The sequence below is a fragment of the Pseudoalteromonas sp. SCSIO 43210 genome, from assembly GCF_054133285.1.
The window spans coordinates 886,325-902,642 of record NZ_CP087225.1 but is presented as its reverse complement, the minus strand read 5'-3'; the positions used below and the strand labels follow the sequence as shown (position 1 = coordinate 902,642).

At 38.3% G+C, this 16,318-nt stretch carries 16 protein-coding genes; 6 read left to right on the top strand and 10 right to left on the bottom strand.

From position 1 onward, the window contains the following. Positions 1 to 60 precede the first annotated feature (60 nt). On the bottom strand, positions 61 to 1,113 hold the full coding sequence (dinB, locus tag LOS73_RS04055; protein WP_033016120.1) for a DNA polymerase IV: 1,053 nt from the start codon (positions 1,111 to 1,113) through the stop codon (positions 61 to 63). 202 nt (positions 1,114 to 1,315) lie between these two features. Here dinB and LOS73_RS04050 point away from each other — a divergent pair, with 202 nt between their 5' ends. Together LOS73_RS04050 and LOS73_RS04045 are read left to right on the top strand one after the other, a co-directional pair. After that, entirely contained in the window at positions 1,316 to 1,747 is a 432-nt protein-coding gene (locus tag LOS73_RS04050; RefSeq protein WP_007377033.1) for an acyl-CoA thioesterase, read from the top strand. A gap of 12 nt (positions 1,748 to 1,759) precedes the next feature. Next, the gene (locus tag LOS73_RS04045) at positions 1,760 to 2,812 is read left to right on the top strand and encodes an aldo/keto reductase (protein ID WP_457934518.1); all 1,053 of its coding nucleotides are present in this window, start codon (positions 1,760 to 1,762) and stop codon (positions 2,810 to 2,812) included. A gap of 54 nt (positions 2,813 to 2,866) precedes the next feature. On the opposite strand, the gene LOS73_RS04040 is transcribed toward LOS73_RS04045, so the two are convergent. The 6 genes from LOS73_RS04040 to LOS73_RS04015 all read right to left on the bottom strand — a co-directional run bounded on the left by LOS73_RS04040 (position 2,867) and on the right by LOS73_RS04015 (position 9,309). Beyond that, positions 2,867 to 3,481 carry a fumarylacetoacetate hydrolase family protein gene (locus LOS73_RS04040; RefSeq protein WP_007377035.1) on the bottom strand — a complete coding sequence of 205 codons (615 nt, stop codon included), beginning with the start codon at positions 3,479 to 3,481 and terminating at the stop codon, positions 2,867 to 2,869. A 284-nt stretch (positions 3,482 to 3,765) separates the two neighbouring features. Next, on the bottom strand, positions 3,766 to 5,733 hold the full coding sequence (locus LOS73_RS04035) for a response regulator (RefSeq protein WP_457934517.1): 1,968 nt from the start codon (positions 5,731 to 5,733) through the stop codon (positions 3,766 to 3,768). A 10-nt stretch (positions 5,734 to 5,743) separates the two neighbouring features. Then, positions 5,744 to 6,205, bottom strand: a complete 462-nt coding sequence (locus LOS73_RS04030; protein ID WP_007377037.1) for a response regulator — start codon at positions 6,203 to 6,205, stop codon at positions 5,744 to 5,746. Further along, entirely contained in the window at positions 6,206 to 7,690 is a 1,485-nt protein-coding gene (locus LOS73_RS04025) for a sensor histidine kinase (RefSeq protein ID WP_008137547.1), read from the bottom strand. It abuts the gene before it with no gap. 28 nt (positions 7,691 to 7,718) lie between these two features. Beyond that, the gene (locus LOS73_RS04020; protein ID WP_033016122.1) at positions 7,719 to 7,910 is read right to left on the bottom strand and encodes a histidine kinase; all 192 of its coding nucleotides are present in this window, start codon (positions 7,908 to 7,910) and stop codon (positions 7,719 to 7,721) included. Positions 7,911 to 7,968: 58 nt separating this feature from the next. Further along, positions 7,969 to 9,309 (bottom strand): sigma-54-dependent transcriptional regulator, encoded by a 1,341-nt coding sequence (locus LOS73_RS04015; protein ID WP_007377040.1) that lies wholly within the window; start codon positions 9,307 to 9,309, stop codon positions 7,969 to 7,971. Between the two features lie 283 nt (positions 9,310 to 9,592). Between LOS73_RS04015 and LOS73_RS04010 the strand changes: the two genes are divergently transcribed. Beyond that, the gene (locus tag LOS73_RS04010; RefSeq protein ID WP_008137549.1) at positions 9,593 to 10,108 is read left to right on the top strand and encodes an NUDIX hydrolase; all 516 of its coding nucleotides are present in this window, start codon (positions 9,593 to 9,595) and stop codon (positions 10,106 to 10,108) included. Between the two features lie 78 nt (positions 10,109 to 10,186). Here the strand turns inward: LOS73_RS04010 and LOS73_RS04005 are convergent, their stop codons facing one another. Beyond that, positions 10,187 to 11,227 (bottom strand): NAD(P)H-dependent flavin oxidoreductase, encoded by a 1,041-nt coding sequence (locus tag LOS73_RS04005; RefSeq protein ID WP_033031435.1) that lies wholly within the window; start codon positions 11,225 to 11,227, stop codon positions 10,187 to 10,189. A gap of 200 nt (positions 11,228 to 11,427) precedes the next feature. Here LOS73_RS04005 and LOS73_RS04000 point away from each other — a divergent pair, with 200 nt between their 5' ends. Continuing rightward, complete coding sequence (locus tag LOS73_RS04000; RefSeq protein WP_457934516.1) at positions 11,428 to 12,804, top strand: NAD-dependent succinate-semialdehyde dehydrogenase; 1,377 nt, start codon at positions 11,428 to 11,430, stop codon at positions 12,802 to 12,804. A gap of 682 nt (positions 12,805 to 13,486) precedes the next feature. Next, a complete protein-coding gene (locus LOS73_RS03995; RefSeq protein WP_149607000.1) occupies positions 13,487 to 13,843 on the top strand; it encodes a hypothetical protein in 357 nt (118 codons plus the stop codon). Positions 13,844 to 13,877: 34 nt separating this feature from the next. On the opposite strand, the gene LOS73_RS03990 is transcribed toward LOS73_RS03995, so the two are convergent. Then, the gene (locus LOS73_RS03990) at positions 13,878 to 14,225 is read right to left on the bottom strand and encodes a hypothetical protein (protein ID WP_139016133.1); all 348 of its coding nucleotides are present in this window, start codon (positions 14,223 to 14,225) and stop codon (positions 13,878 to 13,880) included. Positions 14,226 to 14,379: 154 nt separating this feature from the next. Between LOS73_RS03990 and LOS73_RS03985 the strand changes: the two genes are divergently transcribed. Further along, entirely contained in the window at positions 14,380 to 15,105 is a 726-nt protein-coding gene (locus LOS73_RS03985; RefSeq protein WP_239462866.1) for an NBR1-Ig-like domain-containing protein, read from the top strand. 84 nt (positions 15,106 to 15,189) lie between these two features. On the opposite strand, the gene LOS73_RS03980 is transcribed toward LOS73_RS03985, so the two are convergent. Further along, positions 15,190 to 16,269 carry an endonuclease/exonuclease/phosphatase family protein gene (locus tag LOS73_RS03980; protein ID WP_007377047.1) on the bottom strand — a complete coding sequence of 360 codons (1,080 nt, stop codon included), beginning with the start codon at positions 16,267 to 16,269 and terminating at the stop codon, positions 15,190 to 15,192. Positions 16,270 to 16,318: the final 49 nt, after the last annotated feature.

The window sequence follows — 16,318 nt, the reverse complement described above, 5'->3', positions numbered from 1 at the left end:
CGATGAGTGTTTAGTTTAATCCACTTTTTAGTGGCAACTTGCAATTACAGGCTTTACAGCTTAATCGAGAATACTAAGTTGGAAGTTTTGATCTGGTTGATTTTTTATGCCCACCCCAATACCTAAAAGCCTGACCGGTTGCTGCACACCTCGCTGGAAAGCTTTAGTAAGTAGTTGTGTAAAAACCTCAGTATTTAATTGGTGATAAGCCTGATCCGCAGAGGTTACTATAAAATTCGCAAATTTAACTTTAACGCTCAGTTTATTAATCCGATTTTGTAATTGTTGTTTTTCCAAGCGCACCTTTAACTCATCTAACAACGTAGGCAACTGTTCTAGGCATTCTTGTAAGCTGGTTTTGTTATACTCATAGGTATGCTCAACACTTAGCGACTTTCTAATACGATTAGTAGATACCTTACCGACATACTCACCTGCACATTTTTGGTAAAGCGATACGCCAAAATTACCTACATGCTGTTGCATCCAATTTACGCCTTTTTCGCGTACATCTTTACCTGTATATAATCCTTTTAAATTGAGTTTTTCGAGCGTTACTTTACCGACACCCGGAATTTTACCCAGAGGTAACTGTGCTAAAAAATCATCCACCTCATCAGGTAATACAACAAACTGACCGTTAGGCTTGTTTTCATCACTCGCTATTTTGGCAATAAATTTAATAGGAGCAATACCAGCGGATGCAGTAAGCCCTGTAGCATTATAAATATCAGCTCTTATTTGCTGCGCAATAAGCGTAGCACTGCCTTTACAAACGCTACTATCAGTTACATCAAGGTAAGCTTCGTCAAGAGAGAGTGGTTCAATTAAGTTGGTGTAACGATTAAATACTTCACGTATTTGATTTGAAGCTTCTTTATAAACAGCCATGCGCCCAGGTACAATAACTAAATCAGGGCATAATTGTTTTGCATGATAATTAGACATAGCTGAGCGCACGCCATACTCTCTGGCAATGTAGTTGGCTGTAGAAAGTACACCTCTGCGACTATTGCCACCAATAGCAAGCGGCACATTGGCCAGCTTAGGATTATCGCGCATCTCAACTGCCGCATAAAAGCAGTCCATATCTATATGAATAAACTTTTTCATCACCATTACAACACTGTTTATTTATACAGCCATTATTGTTTAATCATTATTAATAAGCAAGCTCCTAAACTCTGATTAATCGATTTATTATGGTGGGTTCAAGTTTAGTAAACTCGTCATACATAAAAACAGCGCACTAATTACCTTGAGGTCATATCGTCATATTGATAATCTAGTGCTTTAAAATAAAGAGTTAAAGTGCATGCAAACGTTTAAAGATCAGCACCCTATTCATACTGACATTACTGTAGCGTGGGCCGATATGGATGCCCTTCAACACGTAAACAATGTGGTTTACCTGCGTTACTTTGAAATAGCCAGAATCGACTTTTTAAATAAAATAAACTTATTTGATACAATTAGCCCAAGCGGCATCGGCCCTGTTATAAGCGAAAATAATATTCGTTATAAGCGCCCTGTTACTTTTCCAGATACCCTTACTGTAGGCGTCACTATTTCTGACATTAAAACAGACCGATTTATGATGAATTATACAGTATTTAGTCACGCACAAAATGCCATAACCACAACCGGTAATTCGAAAGTGGTTATGTTTGATTTTGAAACAGGTCAAAAAGCCCCTATTTCAGAGCCTCTTTTATCGGCTTTAATTAGCTACGCTCAAGACGAGTAATAAGGAAATTTTATGCAATACAGTCCACTAGGAAGCAGTGGTGTTAATGTTTCAAGAGTATGTCTAGGTAGCATGACCTGGGGAATGCAAAACACCCAAAGTGATGCAGATGAACAAATAGCCTACGCACTTGCTCAAGGCGTAAACTTTATTGATACAGCCGAAATGTACGCAGTTCCTCCATCACCCGATACCTATGGTAAAACTGAGCAAATTATTGGTAACTGGCTCTCTCGTAACCAACAAAAGCGCGATAAAATTGTACTTGCAACCAAAATTGCTGGTAACGGCTTAGCATGGGTTCGCGATGGCGGTAATATTACTCGCCAAACTGTTATAGAGGCGGTTGATGAATCACTAAAACGCTTACAAACTGACTACATAGATTTATACCAATTACATTGGCCAAACCGCTCTACCCCACACTTTGGTAGACAATGGCCAGGTATGCTTAAATTTACCGACGTAAACACACAAGAACATCAAGCTGGCATGCTGGATATTTTAGAAGGTTTAAACGATTGTGTTAAAGCAGGTAAAATCAAGCACTGTGGTTTATCTGACGACACACCTTGGGGAATAAGCCAATTTTTAAACCTGTCAAAAGAGCATAATTTGCCGCGCATAGTATCTATTCAAAACGAGTTTAGCTTAGCGCATACCAAAGATTGGCCGTATCTAATAGAGCAATGTGTTCACGAAGATATTGCCTACTTACCTTGGTCGCCTTTAGCGGCAGGTTTATTAACGGGTAAATACTTAAATGGTGCTCGGCCAGAAGGCTCTCGCTGGACCTTTATGCAACGTAACGGTATTTTTAGAGATACACCAAACGCAGAGCAAGCAACCAAACAGTATGTTGAACTTGCGAATGATCACAATATTTCCCCTGCTCAACTAGCTCTTGCATGGTGTAATCAAGTAAACGGTGTAACGTCTTCAATTATTGGCGCAACAAATATGGCGCAATTAAAAGAAGATATTGATGCATTTGATATCACGCTAAGTGACGACGTACTTACAAGTATCGATGTTATTTTTAGAAACAATCCAATGCCCTATTAATACAAACCTAAACAGGTAACTAAATCACGTTTAATTACCTGTTTAATTGTCCAGTTAACTTACACTCCATTGCTGCTCAAGTAAGCATTGCTCATTAGCGTAAAGTCTTACTGTGAACACACTTTCGGCAATCACTTCACCTACGCCTGACGGCGTACCTGTCATAACCACATCACCATCTTCTAGGCTCATAAATTCACTAATTTCGTGTAAAATTGAGTCAGGGTTATGCAGCATAAAATGAGTATCGCCTTGCTGAATTACTTCATTATTAATTTTAAGTTCAAATGTAAAATGCTTCATCGCATCGGTTAGCTCTACAAAATCACTTAAAATAACCGAGCCATTAAATGCTTTAGCGCGCTCCCAAGGTAGCCCTTTATTTTTTAATTTACTTTGCACGGTACGCTTAGTTAAATCAAGGCCGAGTCCAACACCTGCAAATTTTTTATTTTTAATTACAAAACATAACTCGGTTTCGTAATGCAGCGTATCGCCGTTATGAGCTGCAAATAGCGTATTAGTAATCGCGCTATTTGGTTTGTTAAATAACACCATTTGATCTGGCGTTTCGTTGTTTAGCTCTGCAATGTGTGCGGTGTAGTTACGGCCAACACACACTATTTTTGTTGGCGTTAATTCTTCAGATACTAGCTTTATTGAATTCATATAAATAATGTCTCAGTTATTGGGCCTGTTGACCTTTCAGGATTAAAATTTGTTCAATCTAGGGGCTATTTAATCGCGGCGCGAGGTTTGTAACCTAGTGGGCTAAGTAAAAACCGAGCAACAAAGAGTAAATAGCCCCTGGGCAGAACCCTTCGGGCAGCACATATTTGGCATTTGTGCTACGTTATCGCCTATTTATGGGGAATAACCACACTACACAGGCTCTGCCTTGCCTAAACACCAAACATACTGCTGCAAATTTAACCTCTAAAGATAAACAGGCCCTAACTAATAAGCGTTTCGAGTAAGCTCAAGTTAATAGGTTTTAATAAAACTCGGTCAATATTTAAATCTTTTATTTCTCTTGGATCTGGCTCTGCGCCACTTACAATTACCAAGCGTAGCTCTGGGTAACGCTCGTTAATTTTCTGGCCTAAATCAATGCCACGCCCATCAGGTAAGTGCATATCTAACAATACTTTATTAAATTGCTGATCGTGATTGAGTATTTGTAAACATTGCGCGCAACTCGATGCAATCACGGTCTCTACGCCTAAACTTTCTAAGAGTAGTTGCGTAATTTGCGCAGCATCGTGGTCATCTTCAACAAGTAAAAAACGCTGTTTTTTCTCGGTTAAACTTTTACTACTATTTATATTTTTAGGTTGTGGTGCGCTTTCAGGCGCCACTAAGTAATCTTGTAAACACTGGTACAAAACTGCACTGTCAACCGGTTTGGGGATTACATCGTTAAAACCAAGGGCTGCCAGTTCCTCGCGAATGCCTTTCATCGTTGCCGCTGTAAGCGCAATTATTGGGCCTTTATAGCCCATTTTTCTAAGCTCTATAGTCGCTTCCTTGCCACCCATTACAGGCATATGAATATCAATAAAAATAATATCATATGGAGCTTTGTAAGCATCCGCAATACGCACTTTTTCAAGCGCTTGTTGCCCATGCTCCGCATAATCAACCCTTGCACCACAAGTACTAATCATGTGGCCAACCAACATGCGTAAATCGCGTAAATCATCTACCACTAATACACGTCCATGCACCTTACAAGGTGCTGATTTACTTTGTAATTGTGGGGCACTGCTAAAATTAAGTACCTGTCGTTCTACTTCGCTAATATCGCCCGGATACACAGAAATAGTAAATGTAGAGCCTTTGCCAATTTCGGAGTCTAAACTAATGCTTCCTTGCATACGCGCTAATAACTCAGCGCATATTGCCAAACCAAGACCAGCACCACCAACAGAGCGCGATTCTACATCGGCAATTTGCTCAAACGGTTTAAAAATCAGCTCTTGTTTTTCAGGTGCAATACCCATACCTGAGTCTTTAATGCTAAAAAATAGCATTTCGCGCTCATCAACCCACTGTGTCCACGCATTAACAACTATTTCGCCTTTATCAGTAAATTTAACCGCATTATTTATTAAATTTATTAATATTTGGCGCATCCTTGTTGCATCTAGTTGTGCAACCAAAGGTAATGGCTGATGAGATTCAAAGCAAAGCGTAAGGCCTTTATCGAGCACAGACACACGCATTAATGTGTATACATCAGCAAGCATGCTATCGAGATTAACTTCACTTAGGGTCAGCTCTAGCTTATCGGCAGCTATTTTAGATAAATCAAGTACATCGTTTAACAAACTTAATAAGTGCTTACCGTTTCGATAAATAACACCTAGCTCATTTTCTGCTTGCTGACTAAAGTCGCTCTGCATTAAGAGTTCGGTGTACCCTAAAATGGACGATAGAGGGGTACGTAATTCGTGGCTCAAATGAGCTAAAAAGCGATCTTTTGAGCGATTTTCGGCTTCGGCTTTTAAACGCTCTACTCGCTCGCCTTCAACATCTTTACGAGCAAGTGCATAACGAATAGCGCGTGCAAAACGGCTCGAGCTCATTTCTGTTTTTATTAAGTAATCTACTGCACCAGCATCAAGCGCCGCTGAATCTAATTCGTCGTTTGACTGCCCAGTAAGCATAATAATGGGTCCGCTAAAGCCATTCGCAATGGCTTCTTTTAATACATCTAATCCATTAGATGCACCTAGGCGGTAATCAAGCAGGCAAATGTCATGCTCATTTTTACTAAGCGTTTCAATTGCCTGCTCTGGGGAGCTAATCCATTGAATGTTAAACGTGTGTGAATCCAATTGGTCTAAATAGTCGCAAGTGAGTATGTAATCATCTTCATCATCTTCTACAAGCAGCAACTGAGTCACTTTATCTAACATAAAATCTCCTTTAATCGTTAAAAGTTGTCGGCAGCTCTACAAACTCTACCCAATACTTTCCTAGCGTTTTCATTAGCTCAACCAAGCCATCAAACGTCACGGGTTTGGTTATATACGATGCAGCGCCTAAGTTGTAACCTTTAACCATGTCCTCTTCTTGTTTAGACGTAGTTAAAATAACAACCGGAATACCTTTCAAGTTGGGATTTGATTTAATGGCCTCAAGTGCCTCACGTCCATCCATTCTTGGCATATTTAAATCAAGCAATATAAGTCCTGGTCGTGGCGACACAGCTTTATCTTCAAATTTACCTCTGCGCTCTAAATATTCAAGTAGCTCAACACCATCTTCAACAAAGTGAAGCTCGTTAAGTACACGACTTTCAGCAAGGGCATCTTGTGTTAGCAAACGATCATCTTCATCATCATCAGCCATTAAAATAGTAATCGGTTTTACTTTTGAATAGGGCATTTAAGCCTCTCCTTGCAATGTGAAAAGCGCAGCTTCCACAGGTAGTTTTATAACGAAGGTAGCACCTTCACCGTCTTTACTTTGGGCTGTAATTGTTCCACCGTGACGCTCTACAATACGCCGACATACAGAAAGACCAATACCTGTCCCTTTGTATTGTGAACGACCATGTAAACGCTGAAATGGAACAAATATCTTGTCGGCATAGTCTTGTGAAAAACCAATGCCATTATCTTTTATAGTAATAACTTGGAAACTTAAATGCGTATTATGATCAGCACTAAAAATATCCTCATGCACATAACTAATCTTTATGTGTGGGCTTACATCCGGATGCCTAAATTTAACCGCATTCGACAATAGATTTAAAAATAGTTGCTGCATTTGGCTTTTATCAGCCTGAATAACCGGCAAGTCTTCTACATCTACTCGTGCATTAGACTCTTTTATCGCAATTTCTAAATCACTTAATATATCGCTTACCACTTCGTTTAAATTTGTATCAGCGAAGTCTTTACCGCGCGTTGTAATGCGTGAAAACTCTAATAGATCGTTAATTAAGTTAGACATGCGTTGCGCCGCATTTTTCATACGGCCAATATAATCCATCCCTTTTTCACCCAGTTCATCTTTAAACATGGTTTCGAGGCGGTCGCTAAAGGCTTGAATTTTTCGAAGCGGCTCTTGTAAATCATGACTTGCCACAAAAGCAAACTCTTCAAGTTCCCGGTTACTTCGGCTTAACTCATCAGAATACAGGGTTAACTCTTGCGTACGCTCAGACACTTTACCTGCTAATGTTTCATTTTGATTTTCAAGTTCTAGCCTATATTGCGCCGCGTTTCTTAAATTAAGTCTGGTCATAATAAACATACCAATAATAAGCAAAGCACTTGTTATGGCTGTAATGGCAAAGGTAATTTTTGCCTCATTTTTTATTTTTGCTAATTTCGAAAAGTGACTCACCTTAAAGAGTAATTCACGGTCTTGAATTTCATTAATATGTTCACGAATTTGCTTATATAGGTCTCTACCGCTATGTGTGTTAACTATATTTAACGCACGTCGTTCTTTATCATCTAATGCAAGATTAACTGTTTTCTTTAATTCACGTATTTTACGCTCAACAAGCAGTAACAACTCAGCAATTCGCTCAGCTTGACCATCAATTTCAGAACGAAGTGACTTTACATGATTAGTTTGTGCTTCTAACTGCCCAATAGCATCATAATACGGTGTTAAATAATCATCTTCTTCTGTTAATAAATAGCCACGCTGCCCAGATTCAGCTTGCACTATTGACAAATGCAGTTGCTCAATTGCCGTCGTTAGCATGCTGGTGTTGTCTAAACTCTTTTGGGTTTGCGTTAACCCCTGAATAGTATTTAACGCCAAAAAAGCATTACCCACAATAATACTTAGTACTACGACTATAAAAGCGGCCCATGTAACATTCGCTTTACCTTGCTGTTTTTGCTTGCTCATAGATGTATAATTGCCTTAGTTGAATTTACTAACCGTTATTATGCTCTGTAATATTTTGTAAACTCTCACTGCACTGCTGACAGTTTAAAATTATTTTATCTAGGGCCTCGAGTGCCTTTTGTTTGGGCATATCGTTTTCCAACACTAATTTAATTAGCTCCGCATTCATTGAGATTCTATTTAACGGGGCTCTTGCATCATGAACTAATTTATTAAGCATTATGGCTTCGTTATTTTCTTCAGACACTCTATTTCCTTTTATTTAACCTGAACTTAAATTACTTGTATTCACCAATCCCACCGTACGCATTAAGGCGGTTATAAAGTGTTTTTGTACTAATACCCAGCATTTGGGCTGCAAGCGTTTTATTACCTTGTACTTTATCAAGCGTGGCATGAATAAGTTCTTTTTCGACTTCTTCGATTGTTTGCCCTGCCGATACCTGCTTTTCAGCGGTTTTATTATTAACCCGAGAAAAAGGTGACTCTAAATTATCAGGCAGAGTAATTTCACTTGATTGCGGATCGCTCATAATAAATGCACGATGTATCGCATGGCGAATTTCACGAACGTTACCCGGCCATTCATAATTTTGCAGCTCTTTTAACTGTTCACTCTTCCAACTAAATGAAGTGCCATTTTCATCATTTAGTTGCTCTAAAAAAGCTTTAGCTAAAAGGGGAATATCTTCTTTACGATCGCGAAGTGGCGGTATATCGATAGGAAAAACAGCCAGCCTAAAATAAATATCTTCACGAATTACATTATTTTGCGCTAAATCTATAAGCGAGCGATTCGTCGCCGAAATAACTCGGCAATTGGTGGGTATCTCTTTATTTCCACCAACACGCGTTACTTTTTTAGTTTCAAGTACACGCAATAAATTTGGCTGCATATCAATCGGCATTTCAGTTACTTCATCTAAAAATAAAGTACCGTCGTTAGATTGTTCAAACACACCTTCCTTGCGCGCTATAGCACCGGTAAATGCGCCTTTTTCATGGCCAAATAATTCACTACCAATTAACTCTTTTGAAAGCGCACCACAGTTACTTGCAACTAATGGACCTTCGCACTGGCTAGCGTTATGGATAGCCTGAGCAACCACTTCTTTACCTGCGCCACTTTCTCCCATTAGCATCACGTTAGCATTTGTTTTAGCAACACGTTCAATCATAGTGTAGAGTTTTTGCATTGGCTCTGATTCACCGATTAAGCTACCAAAGTGGCGCGTAATACCACTGGGTTTTACTTTTTTAGCTGTTTTTTTAGGCCCATTTAAAACCAGCTCTAAGTCTTCTCGCTGTAATGGTTTTAATAAATGCCCAACATTAGGCTCACACATTTCAGCTAAAATCCCCTTAACTGAAGGATGGCCCGATATAAGTGTAATTTTTGGAGATTGACCAATCATTTTCAAATGATCAAGTAGGTGTAAACCGCTGCCGTCAGGTAACATAAAATCAAGCAGCACATGGTCAAAAGTATTATTTTCAAACCATTGGTGTGCTTCTTTTAAACTGGTTGCGGTGTTTATATTATGGCCGAGGAATTCGACTATGTGGCAAACAACGTCACTAAACTCAACGTCATCATCAACTAAAAGTATGTTTAACATGATAAATCCCTATGCTTTTTTATTATTCTACGCACCTTAAATACAAATTTAAAGTCACGCCTAGAATCTAATAACCCGAATTAACTTAAGTGATTCACTGCGTTTATATTACCAACTTAATATTTACGTATGCTTAAAAAAATCGATCACTAGGCGTGGTAATATTTCAAGATTGAATTTTTTTAATCTCGAAAAAGGAACACACCCTAAAAAATAATTAAAATCGTTTCTATTTATACAATGGTAGCAACTGTTATCATTACAAACTTAAAAAGGAGACGAAATGCAGCAATTAAAAACCTTGATTCACTCTGGTATTAATATTAATGAAGGCACTATTTTTACCCGCTTAACAGCCCGTGCCATTGTTACTAAAAATAATAAAATACTTTTAATGTATACAAATCGTTATGAAGACTACAGCCTGCCAGGCGGTGGAGTAGATGACGGCGAAAGTATTGAACAAGGCTTAATACGTGAGCTAAGCGAGGAAACCGGTGCACAACAAATAAGTGTAGTTAAAGCTTTTGGACTCTATGAAGAGTATCGCCCTTGGTATAAAGAGGACTTTGATATTATCCATATCAAATCGTATTGCTACGTCTGTAATATTGCCGACGAGCTGGGTAAAACACAACTAGAGCATTACGAACAGCAAAATGGAATGACCGCTAAATGGGTTAATATTAGCGATGCAATCGCACACAACGAACGCACGTTAGCAAATAGTGAAAAGCAAGGGTTATCGATCCTTCGTGAAACCTATTTACTCAAAAAGATTGCTAAACAACTTTTTTAATTACGACTCACGCTTAATTACTTATACGCCCTTTTACCTGCGTAGCTAACATGCGTTCAACTATTTACAGCTACGCATTTATACAGACCATTTTTGCATTAATATTTGTGTAATCTGAGCTGCGCTAATGTTCTCTCTTGGAATGTATTTTTGACCACACCACAAAGGTGAAAAGCCACTACCACCTAGCAATTCAACCCTACTTCTTAAAGCCGTTATTGCAATACTTGCGTAAGGAAATGGTGGCACATGTGCAGGTATTGCACCAAGCTCTTGCATAACGCGATTACAAACGCCTCTCGCAGCACGACCTGAAAACAACGTAGTAAGCGCGGTACTATCTTTTTGTTGAGCTAAAATAGCATCACGATGAAGCTTTGACGTAGTTGCCTCATTACAGAGTAAATACGCACTGCCAACTTGTACCCCTGATGCGCCTAATGTTTGCATATGTGCTACATCATCCTCAGTTGCAATTCCACCAGCAGCAATTATAGGAACTGATACGTGCGCAACGCATTCTTGCACTAGTTCAGCCGTACTTTTATGCAAACTTAAATCCATAGATAAAAAATGACCACGGTGTCCGCCCGCTTCTAAGCCCTGGGCAATAACAGCATCTGCACCATTATCAGCAAGCCATTTAGCCTCCTCAACAGTTGTTGCGGTAGAAATGACTTTTGTTCCCCAGCTTTTAATTTGTCCAAGCAAAGAAGGCGCAGGTAAACCAAAATGAAAACTCACCACGGCAGGTTTATAAGGCGCAATAATATCGATAACACTTTGATTTATTGGCTGTCGAGAAGCTTCGTCCGTTAAACTACTTTCAGCAATCGCGTATTCATTAAAATAAGGGGCTAATAATGAATGCCATTGTTGTTTTTGCAGCTTGGTATATTGCAAGGTTGAATGGCAAAAAAAGTTAAGATTATAAGGTTTACTGGTTGAGCGGCTAAGCAACTCTAGCTGTTCGATAAGCTGCTGATTAGAAAGCATCGCACATGGTAATGAGCCAAGCCCACCAGCCTCACAAACACTCGCAGCTAAGTTGGCATCTTGCACACCTGCCATAGGCGCTTGTATTAGCGCAACTGAAATATCAAAAAGTGTCCGTATCATTTTATTCTCCATGTAATTTTTTCTGCAACTTGCATTATTTACAGAACATATCAGAAAACTAACTAAATAAAAAATAAGCACACTCACAAATAAAAAACAAAAAGATATAAATAACAAAAGGTTAAACTTAATTTTATATCTTTAAATAGTTGGTGTTCGTTTTGCACTACTACCTATACATAATTAGTAAGGAGATATAAATGAGTAACACAGTTAAAACGATTAATCCCGCAACTGAGCAAACCATTGAAACCTATACACTGCTTTCTCAAAAAGAAGCGGAGCAGGAAATAGAAAAATCTCACGAAACATATTTAAAATGGCGCTTAACGTCATTCGCTGAACGCGCGAAATATTTAAATAACTTAGTATCACTTTTTGAAGAGCAAAAAGAAGCGATTGCAAAACTTATGACCGAAGAAATGGGCAAGGTGTACAAGCAAGGCTTACAAGAGGTTGAGCTGTGCGCAGGCATTTGTCGTTATACTGCTGAAAACGGCCCACAAGTACTTGCCGATGAAGATCGCGAGATGGATGGCGGCCGTGCAATCATTAGCTACCAACCAACGGGTGTACTACTGGGTATTCAACCGTGGAACTTCCCGCTTTATCAGGTAATTCGTTACAGCGCCGCTAACATCATGGCAGGTAACACAACCGTATTAAAGCATGCTGGTAACGTATTTGGCATGGCTGAAAAAATTGAAGCGCTATTTAAGCAAGCCGGTTTCCCAGAGTACTGCTTCAACAACTTACTCATCGATGGTAAAACCGCCAGCTCACTCATTGCTCACAAGGCAATTAGCGGCGTAACCTTTACGGGTAGTGATGCCACAGGTAAAAAAGTAGCTGAAGAAGCGGGTAAACACGCTAAAAAAACAGTGTTAGAACTGGGCAGCAACGACGCTTACTTAGTACTTGATGACGCCGATTTAGAGCTTGCAGTTAAAACCTGTGTAACCGGGCGCATGATCAACAATGGCGAAACATGTGTTTCAGCTAAACGTTATGTTGTTGTTGAGTCACTTTACGATGACTTTAAAGCGCAAATAAAAGAGCAGTTTGAAGCCATGAAAATGGGCGACCCAATGGCAGATGACACAGACTTAGGCCCAATGGCACGTGAAGATTTACGCGACAGCATTCACGACCAAGTAATGGAATCAGTAAAAGCAGGTGCAAATATAGTAACAGGCGGCGAAATACCATCGCAAACGGGTTACTACTACCCACCAACGCTACTTGATAATTTATCGCCAGGTATGCCTGCTTACGACGACGAATTATTTGGTCCAGTTGCTTCGCTTATTAAAGCCAAAGACAACGACGACGCAATGCGAATCGCCAACGACTCTCGCTATGGCTTAGGCGGTGGTATTTTCTCAAAAGATGAGAAAAAAGCCATTGAGCTCGCTAAAAAGTACTTCGACACCGGCATGATCAATATCAATGGTTATGGTTTAGCACAACCTAATCTACCATTTGGTGGCGTTAAAGGCAGTGGCTACGGCCGAGAACACGGCGGCTTTGGTATGCGTGAATTCGTAAATGTTAAAAGCATTATGATTGCCAGCTAATTTAGCTGCATAAATGAAATAAGTGTTTAAATACAGATTTTTAATATGTGTTTAAAATACAAAAATTACTAAGCCTAAAAGTGGGTAACCGCTTTTAGGCTTTTTTTATTACTTTTAAAAAGTAATTCTCAGGAGGCAGTACTTAGTTTTTAGTAAGAGATAGTACCGAGTTTTGGATATATTCGTAGGTGCGATTTTACATCGCGCTTTTAAAAATTAAATATCCAGGAAAGTAATGGGATTCTACCTTTTATAAAGGTAATCAGGGTGTGTCCACTGAACTAGGGGAACACCATTTCCCTGTTCAATTAATTGTTATGAATACTTTGCTTGTACTATTTTTGTAAGTTTATTTTTAATTATATTTTGTTCCGCCAGAACAAAAATGAGCCACTAACTAAAAATCACACCATCCGATGATACTTTCAAAAGGCAAAAAACTTATGGAAGTAAACAGCGTATATAAAGGAATAAGCATGGTAAAACTATCAAGAAAATAGTTATCATAGGGGGGATTATTTATATGCTGGTGCGATAGCTAAAACTTACAATGTATATAACCATCAAATAATGGTTCTATAATCAGGCGGTACGAAATATAAAAGAGTCGTTTCTAAAAAGTATGAACGTATAAAAGCAAATAAAAAAACTACCCATAAACAATTAATAAAAAATGGATCATATGAAAAAAAGTATATTACTAGTCTTCGTGACAGGGCTTATTGGCGCATTTTATCTAAATGCATCTGAAGATGCGTTAACCTTAATGTCAGCACCTCAAAAGTCTACTTTAGAAAAGTTACGTAGCTTTGATACTCACACATCTAAAGCTGATATATCAGATGAATTTGGTGAACCTGTAAACAGCACATTAAATGACACAACAATTTCATGGGAAGTAAAGCAAGATTCTAAAGTAACGCGAGTTAAAGCTTATTTCCTAACTGGGGAATTAAATAAAGTTCAATTTTTGTCACTCGACCCATTTTGGGGTTATACGCTTTACTATTCAAAAAATGGCGTAGAAAATGAGCTATAAAAAAGTTATAGCTCATTCCTTTCACTAATTTTGATTACGAACAACTTACTTCAATATCAATCATATTAGTCGTTACATACGTTTTGATACTATTTATTTGATATGGTCCATTATAACTAAAAAAGTAATTTTGCTTACTAGGATTGAGCCGTTGTGGATCAAAACTAATAATTCGACCCTCTTGGGTAAAACCATGAGCTTGAACGCTTTCATGATCCCACCAGTCATTCCAAGTAATTCCACTAATATTTACAGTAAGCTCAGCTGTAGATGAACTGCTTTCGCATATAACAGTTCCAATATCAGCAGCATGCGAGTCATTTACAAATATGCTCATTGCCATAATAGAGCTGATCGTTAGTAGTTTAATTTTAGTCATCATTGTTTCCTTTTGATTATATGAATTAATGTCGAATGCTAAAAAGCAAAACAAACATCTCAGAAAAAGATCACAAAAAAAACACAAAAATAACATCCGATAACAAATTAACAGGCTATCATAAATACAAATAAACAAACTAATTAATATCAACAACATGGAAAACATTAAGGATAAACTCAAAACATTATCGGATAATAAAAAAATACTAATGAAACAGATTATTGCCGAATCAGGAGTGAGCCAACCTCATTTTTATAAGGTAATTAACGGAGAAAGAGCACTTACTGCTGATTTAAAAACTTACCTTTCAACCGCACTAAATATCACAGAAGATCAAGTAGCCAAATTAATAGTTTGTCAAAATAAAACTATTAGCTCGCTAGAAAATAAAAAAAGTAGATATATACCTGTATGGCTATCAACATCCATATTCATTTCATTGTTAACCGTTATCATTGTTATCTCGGCAATTTATAGCTATATCAACAATTCTAAAGTAATTGAAAAAATATTAGAGCCCATACCGGTGCCTGCTGATAGTTCCTACTTTATAAAAGACGTTACTATACCGGATGGTACCCCAATAAAAGCAGGTACAACTTTTGTTAAGACTTGGAGAATTAAAAATTCGGGTAATATAACTTGGGAGGATAGATACCTACAAAGAGTAACACTGAACTCAATAGGCCTCTGTCAATCTGTTCAAAAAGTCCGTATTAATAAAACAGTTCCAAGCGCTAGTGTAGATATTTCAGTCAAATTTCATGCACCTAAACACCCAGGCTCTTGCAGAATAGACTGGAAAATGGTCGATGAGAAAGGAAAACTATTGTTTCCTAATCTCCAGGGACTCTATATGATAGTCCAAATTATAAAGTAAACTAATGTAATACACTGAATTAAAATAATAATTATTCTTAACAAGCGATTATTTAGACCTTATGCTTTTACAAGTTGATAGCCGTTACTCTTCCTCAAATCTTGGCACTTTTCGCTTATCTGCTTTACTCATGGCAAGCTCTTGAATTTCTTCTTGCTTAAGTTCATCGGATTTAGTTTCTAATGATTGCTGATTAGCGTTTTCGTAGATAAGCTCAGTGAGTAGCGCAAAGTGATCAGACCCATATTTAGCTAGGCGCTTAATACGCTTTACTTTAAAACCTGGGCTGTGAAATAAGTGATCGAGTGGCCAGCGCATAAAAAAGTAACTTGCATGAAAAGTATTATAAAAACCTCGGCCTTTTCGAGGGTCTAAAAAGCCACTTATTTGCATAAACAAACGGGTGCTGCGCGACCAAGCTACATCATTTAAATCACCGGCAACTATGGTAGGTCGTGTTGGGTTTTTAAGCGCTTTAGCGACCATTATTAGCTCCGAATCGCGCGGACGCGATGAGTCTTCCTCTGTCGGGCTTGGTGGTGCGGGGTGAATAAAGTGCCCTTGCATTTGCAGGCCTTCATCGTTTTCAAACAAAATATGAATTGAGGGAATATCTTTTTCTATTAGCTCACATATTTGTGCATCGAGTATTTTAAACTTGCTGTATAAGTGCATGCCGTAACGATTGTCTTTAGAGCATTCTATGTAATATGGGTAATTTTTTTTAATGACTGATAATTTATTTTCCCACCAGCTATCGCTCTCAAGCGTAATGAGTAGGTCGGGTTGATGCTCATCAACAAGGCTAATTAACTGCTCACTTTTATGGTTCGACATAAGTACATTTGCCGACATAATTCGTATGCTATGGTCGATGTGCTTAGGTGCGCTTTGCACTTCTTTTTTAGCAAGCCACGTATACGGGTAAATCCATTTACCTTGTAAAATCATTATAAGTAATGAGGTTAAGGCTATAAATACATAGCCTATTGCGCTACTTTGCCATAATAAAAATAACGAAGTAACAGTGACTAAACTGGCAATATAAAACACTTGTAAGCGCACAAAGTCGCAACTACGCACCAAATAGTGTTGGCTGTAAGACATAGGTAACAAGGTAACCAGTAAAAAAAAACCGATGATGATAGCCAGCGCAATGAGCATTTTAATATCCTTATAAGTTAACTTAGTGAATTTAATAACTGGGATTAAT

Coding starts and splice junctions, on each gene's coding strand:
- dinB (WP_033016120.1), bottom strand. CDS start 1,113: ATGAAAAAGTTTATTCATATAGATATGGACTGCTTTTATGCGGCAGTT.
- LOS73_RS04050 (WP_007377033.1), top strand. CDS start 1,316: ATGCAAACGTTTAAAGATCAGCACCCTATTCATACTGACATTACTGTA.
- LOS73_RS04045 (WP_457934518.1), top strand. CDS start 1,760: ATGCAATACAGTCCACTAGGAAGCAGTGGTGTTAATGTTTCAAGAGTA.
- LOS73_RS04040 (WP_007377035.1), bottom strand. CDS start 3,481: ATGAATTCAATAAAGCTAGTATCTGAAGAATTAACGCCAACAAAAATA.
- LOS73_RS04035 (WP_457934517.1), bottom strand. CDS start 5,733: ATGTTAGATAAAGTGACTCAGTTGCTGCTTGTAGAAGATGATGAAGAT.
- LOS73_RS04030 (WP_007377037.1), bottom strand. CDS start 6,205: ATGCCCTATTCAAAAGTAAAACCGATTACTATTTTAATGGCTGATGAT.
- LOS73_RS04025 (WP_008137547.1), bottom strand. CDS start 7,690: ATGAGCAAGCAAAAACAGCAAGGTAAAGCGAATGTTACATGGGCCGCT.
- LOS73_RS04020 (WP_033016122.1), bottom strand. CDS start 7,910: ATGCTTAATAAATTAGTTCATGATGCAAGAGCCCCGTTAAATAGAATC.
- LOS73_RS04015 (WP_007377040.1), bottom strand. CDS start 9,309: ATGTTAAACATACTTTTAGTTGATGATGACGTTGAGTTTAGTGACGTT.
- LOS73_RS04010 (WP_008137549.1), top strand. CDS start 9,593: ATGCAGCAATTAAAAACCTTGATTCACTCTGGTATTAATATTAATGAA.
- LOS73_RS04005 (WP_033031435.1), bottom strand. CDS start 11,227: ATGATACGGACACTTTTTGATATTTCAGTTGCGCTAATACAAGCGCCT.
- LOS73_RS04000 (WP_457934516.1), top strand. CDS start 11,428: ATGAGTAACACAGTTAAAACGATTAATCCCGCAACTGAGCAAACCATT.
- LOS73_RS03995 (WP_149607000.1), top strand. CDS start 13,487: ATGAAAAAAAGTATATTACTAGTCTTCGTGACAGGGCTTATTGGCGCA.
- LOS73_RS03990 (WP_139016133.1), bottom strand. CDS start 14,225: ATGATGACTAAAATTAAACTACTAACGATCAGCTCTATTATGGCAATG.
- LOS73_RS03985 (WP_239462866.1), top strand. CDS start 14,380: ATGGAAAACATTAAGGATAAACTCAAAACATTATCGGATAATAAAAAA.
- LOS73_RS03980 (WP_007377047.1), bottom strand. CDS start 16,269: ATGCTCATTGCGCTGGCTATCATCATCGGTTTTTTTTTACTGGTTACC.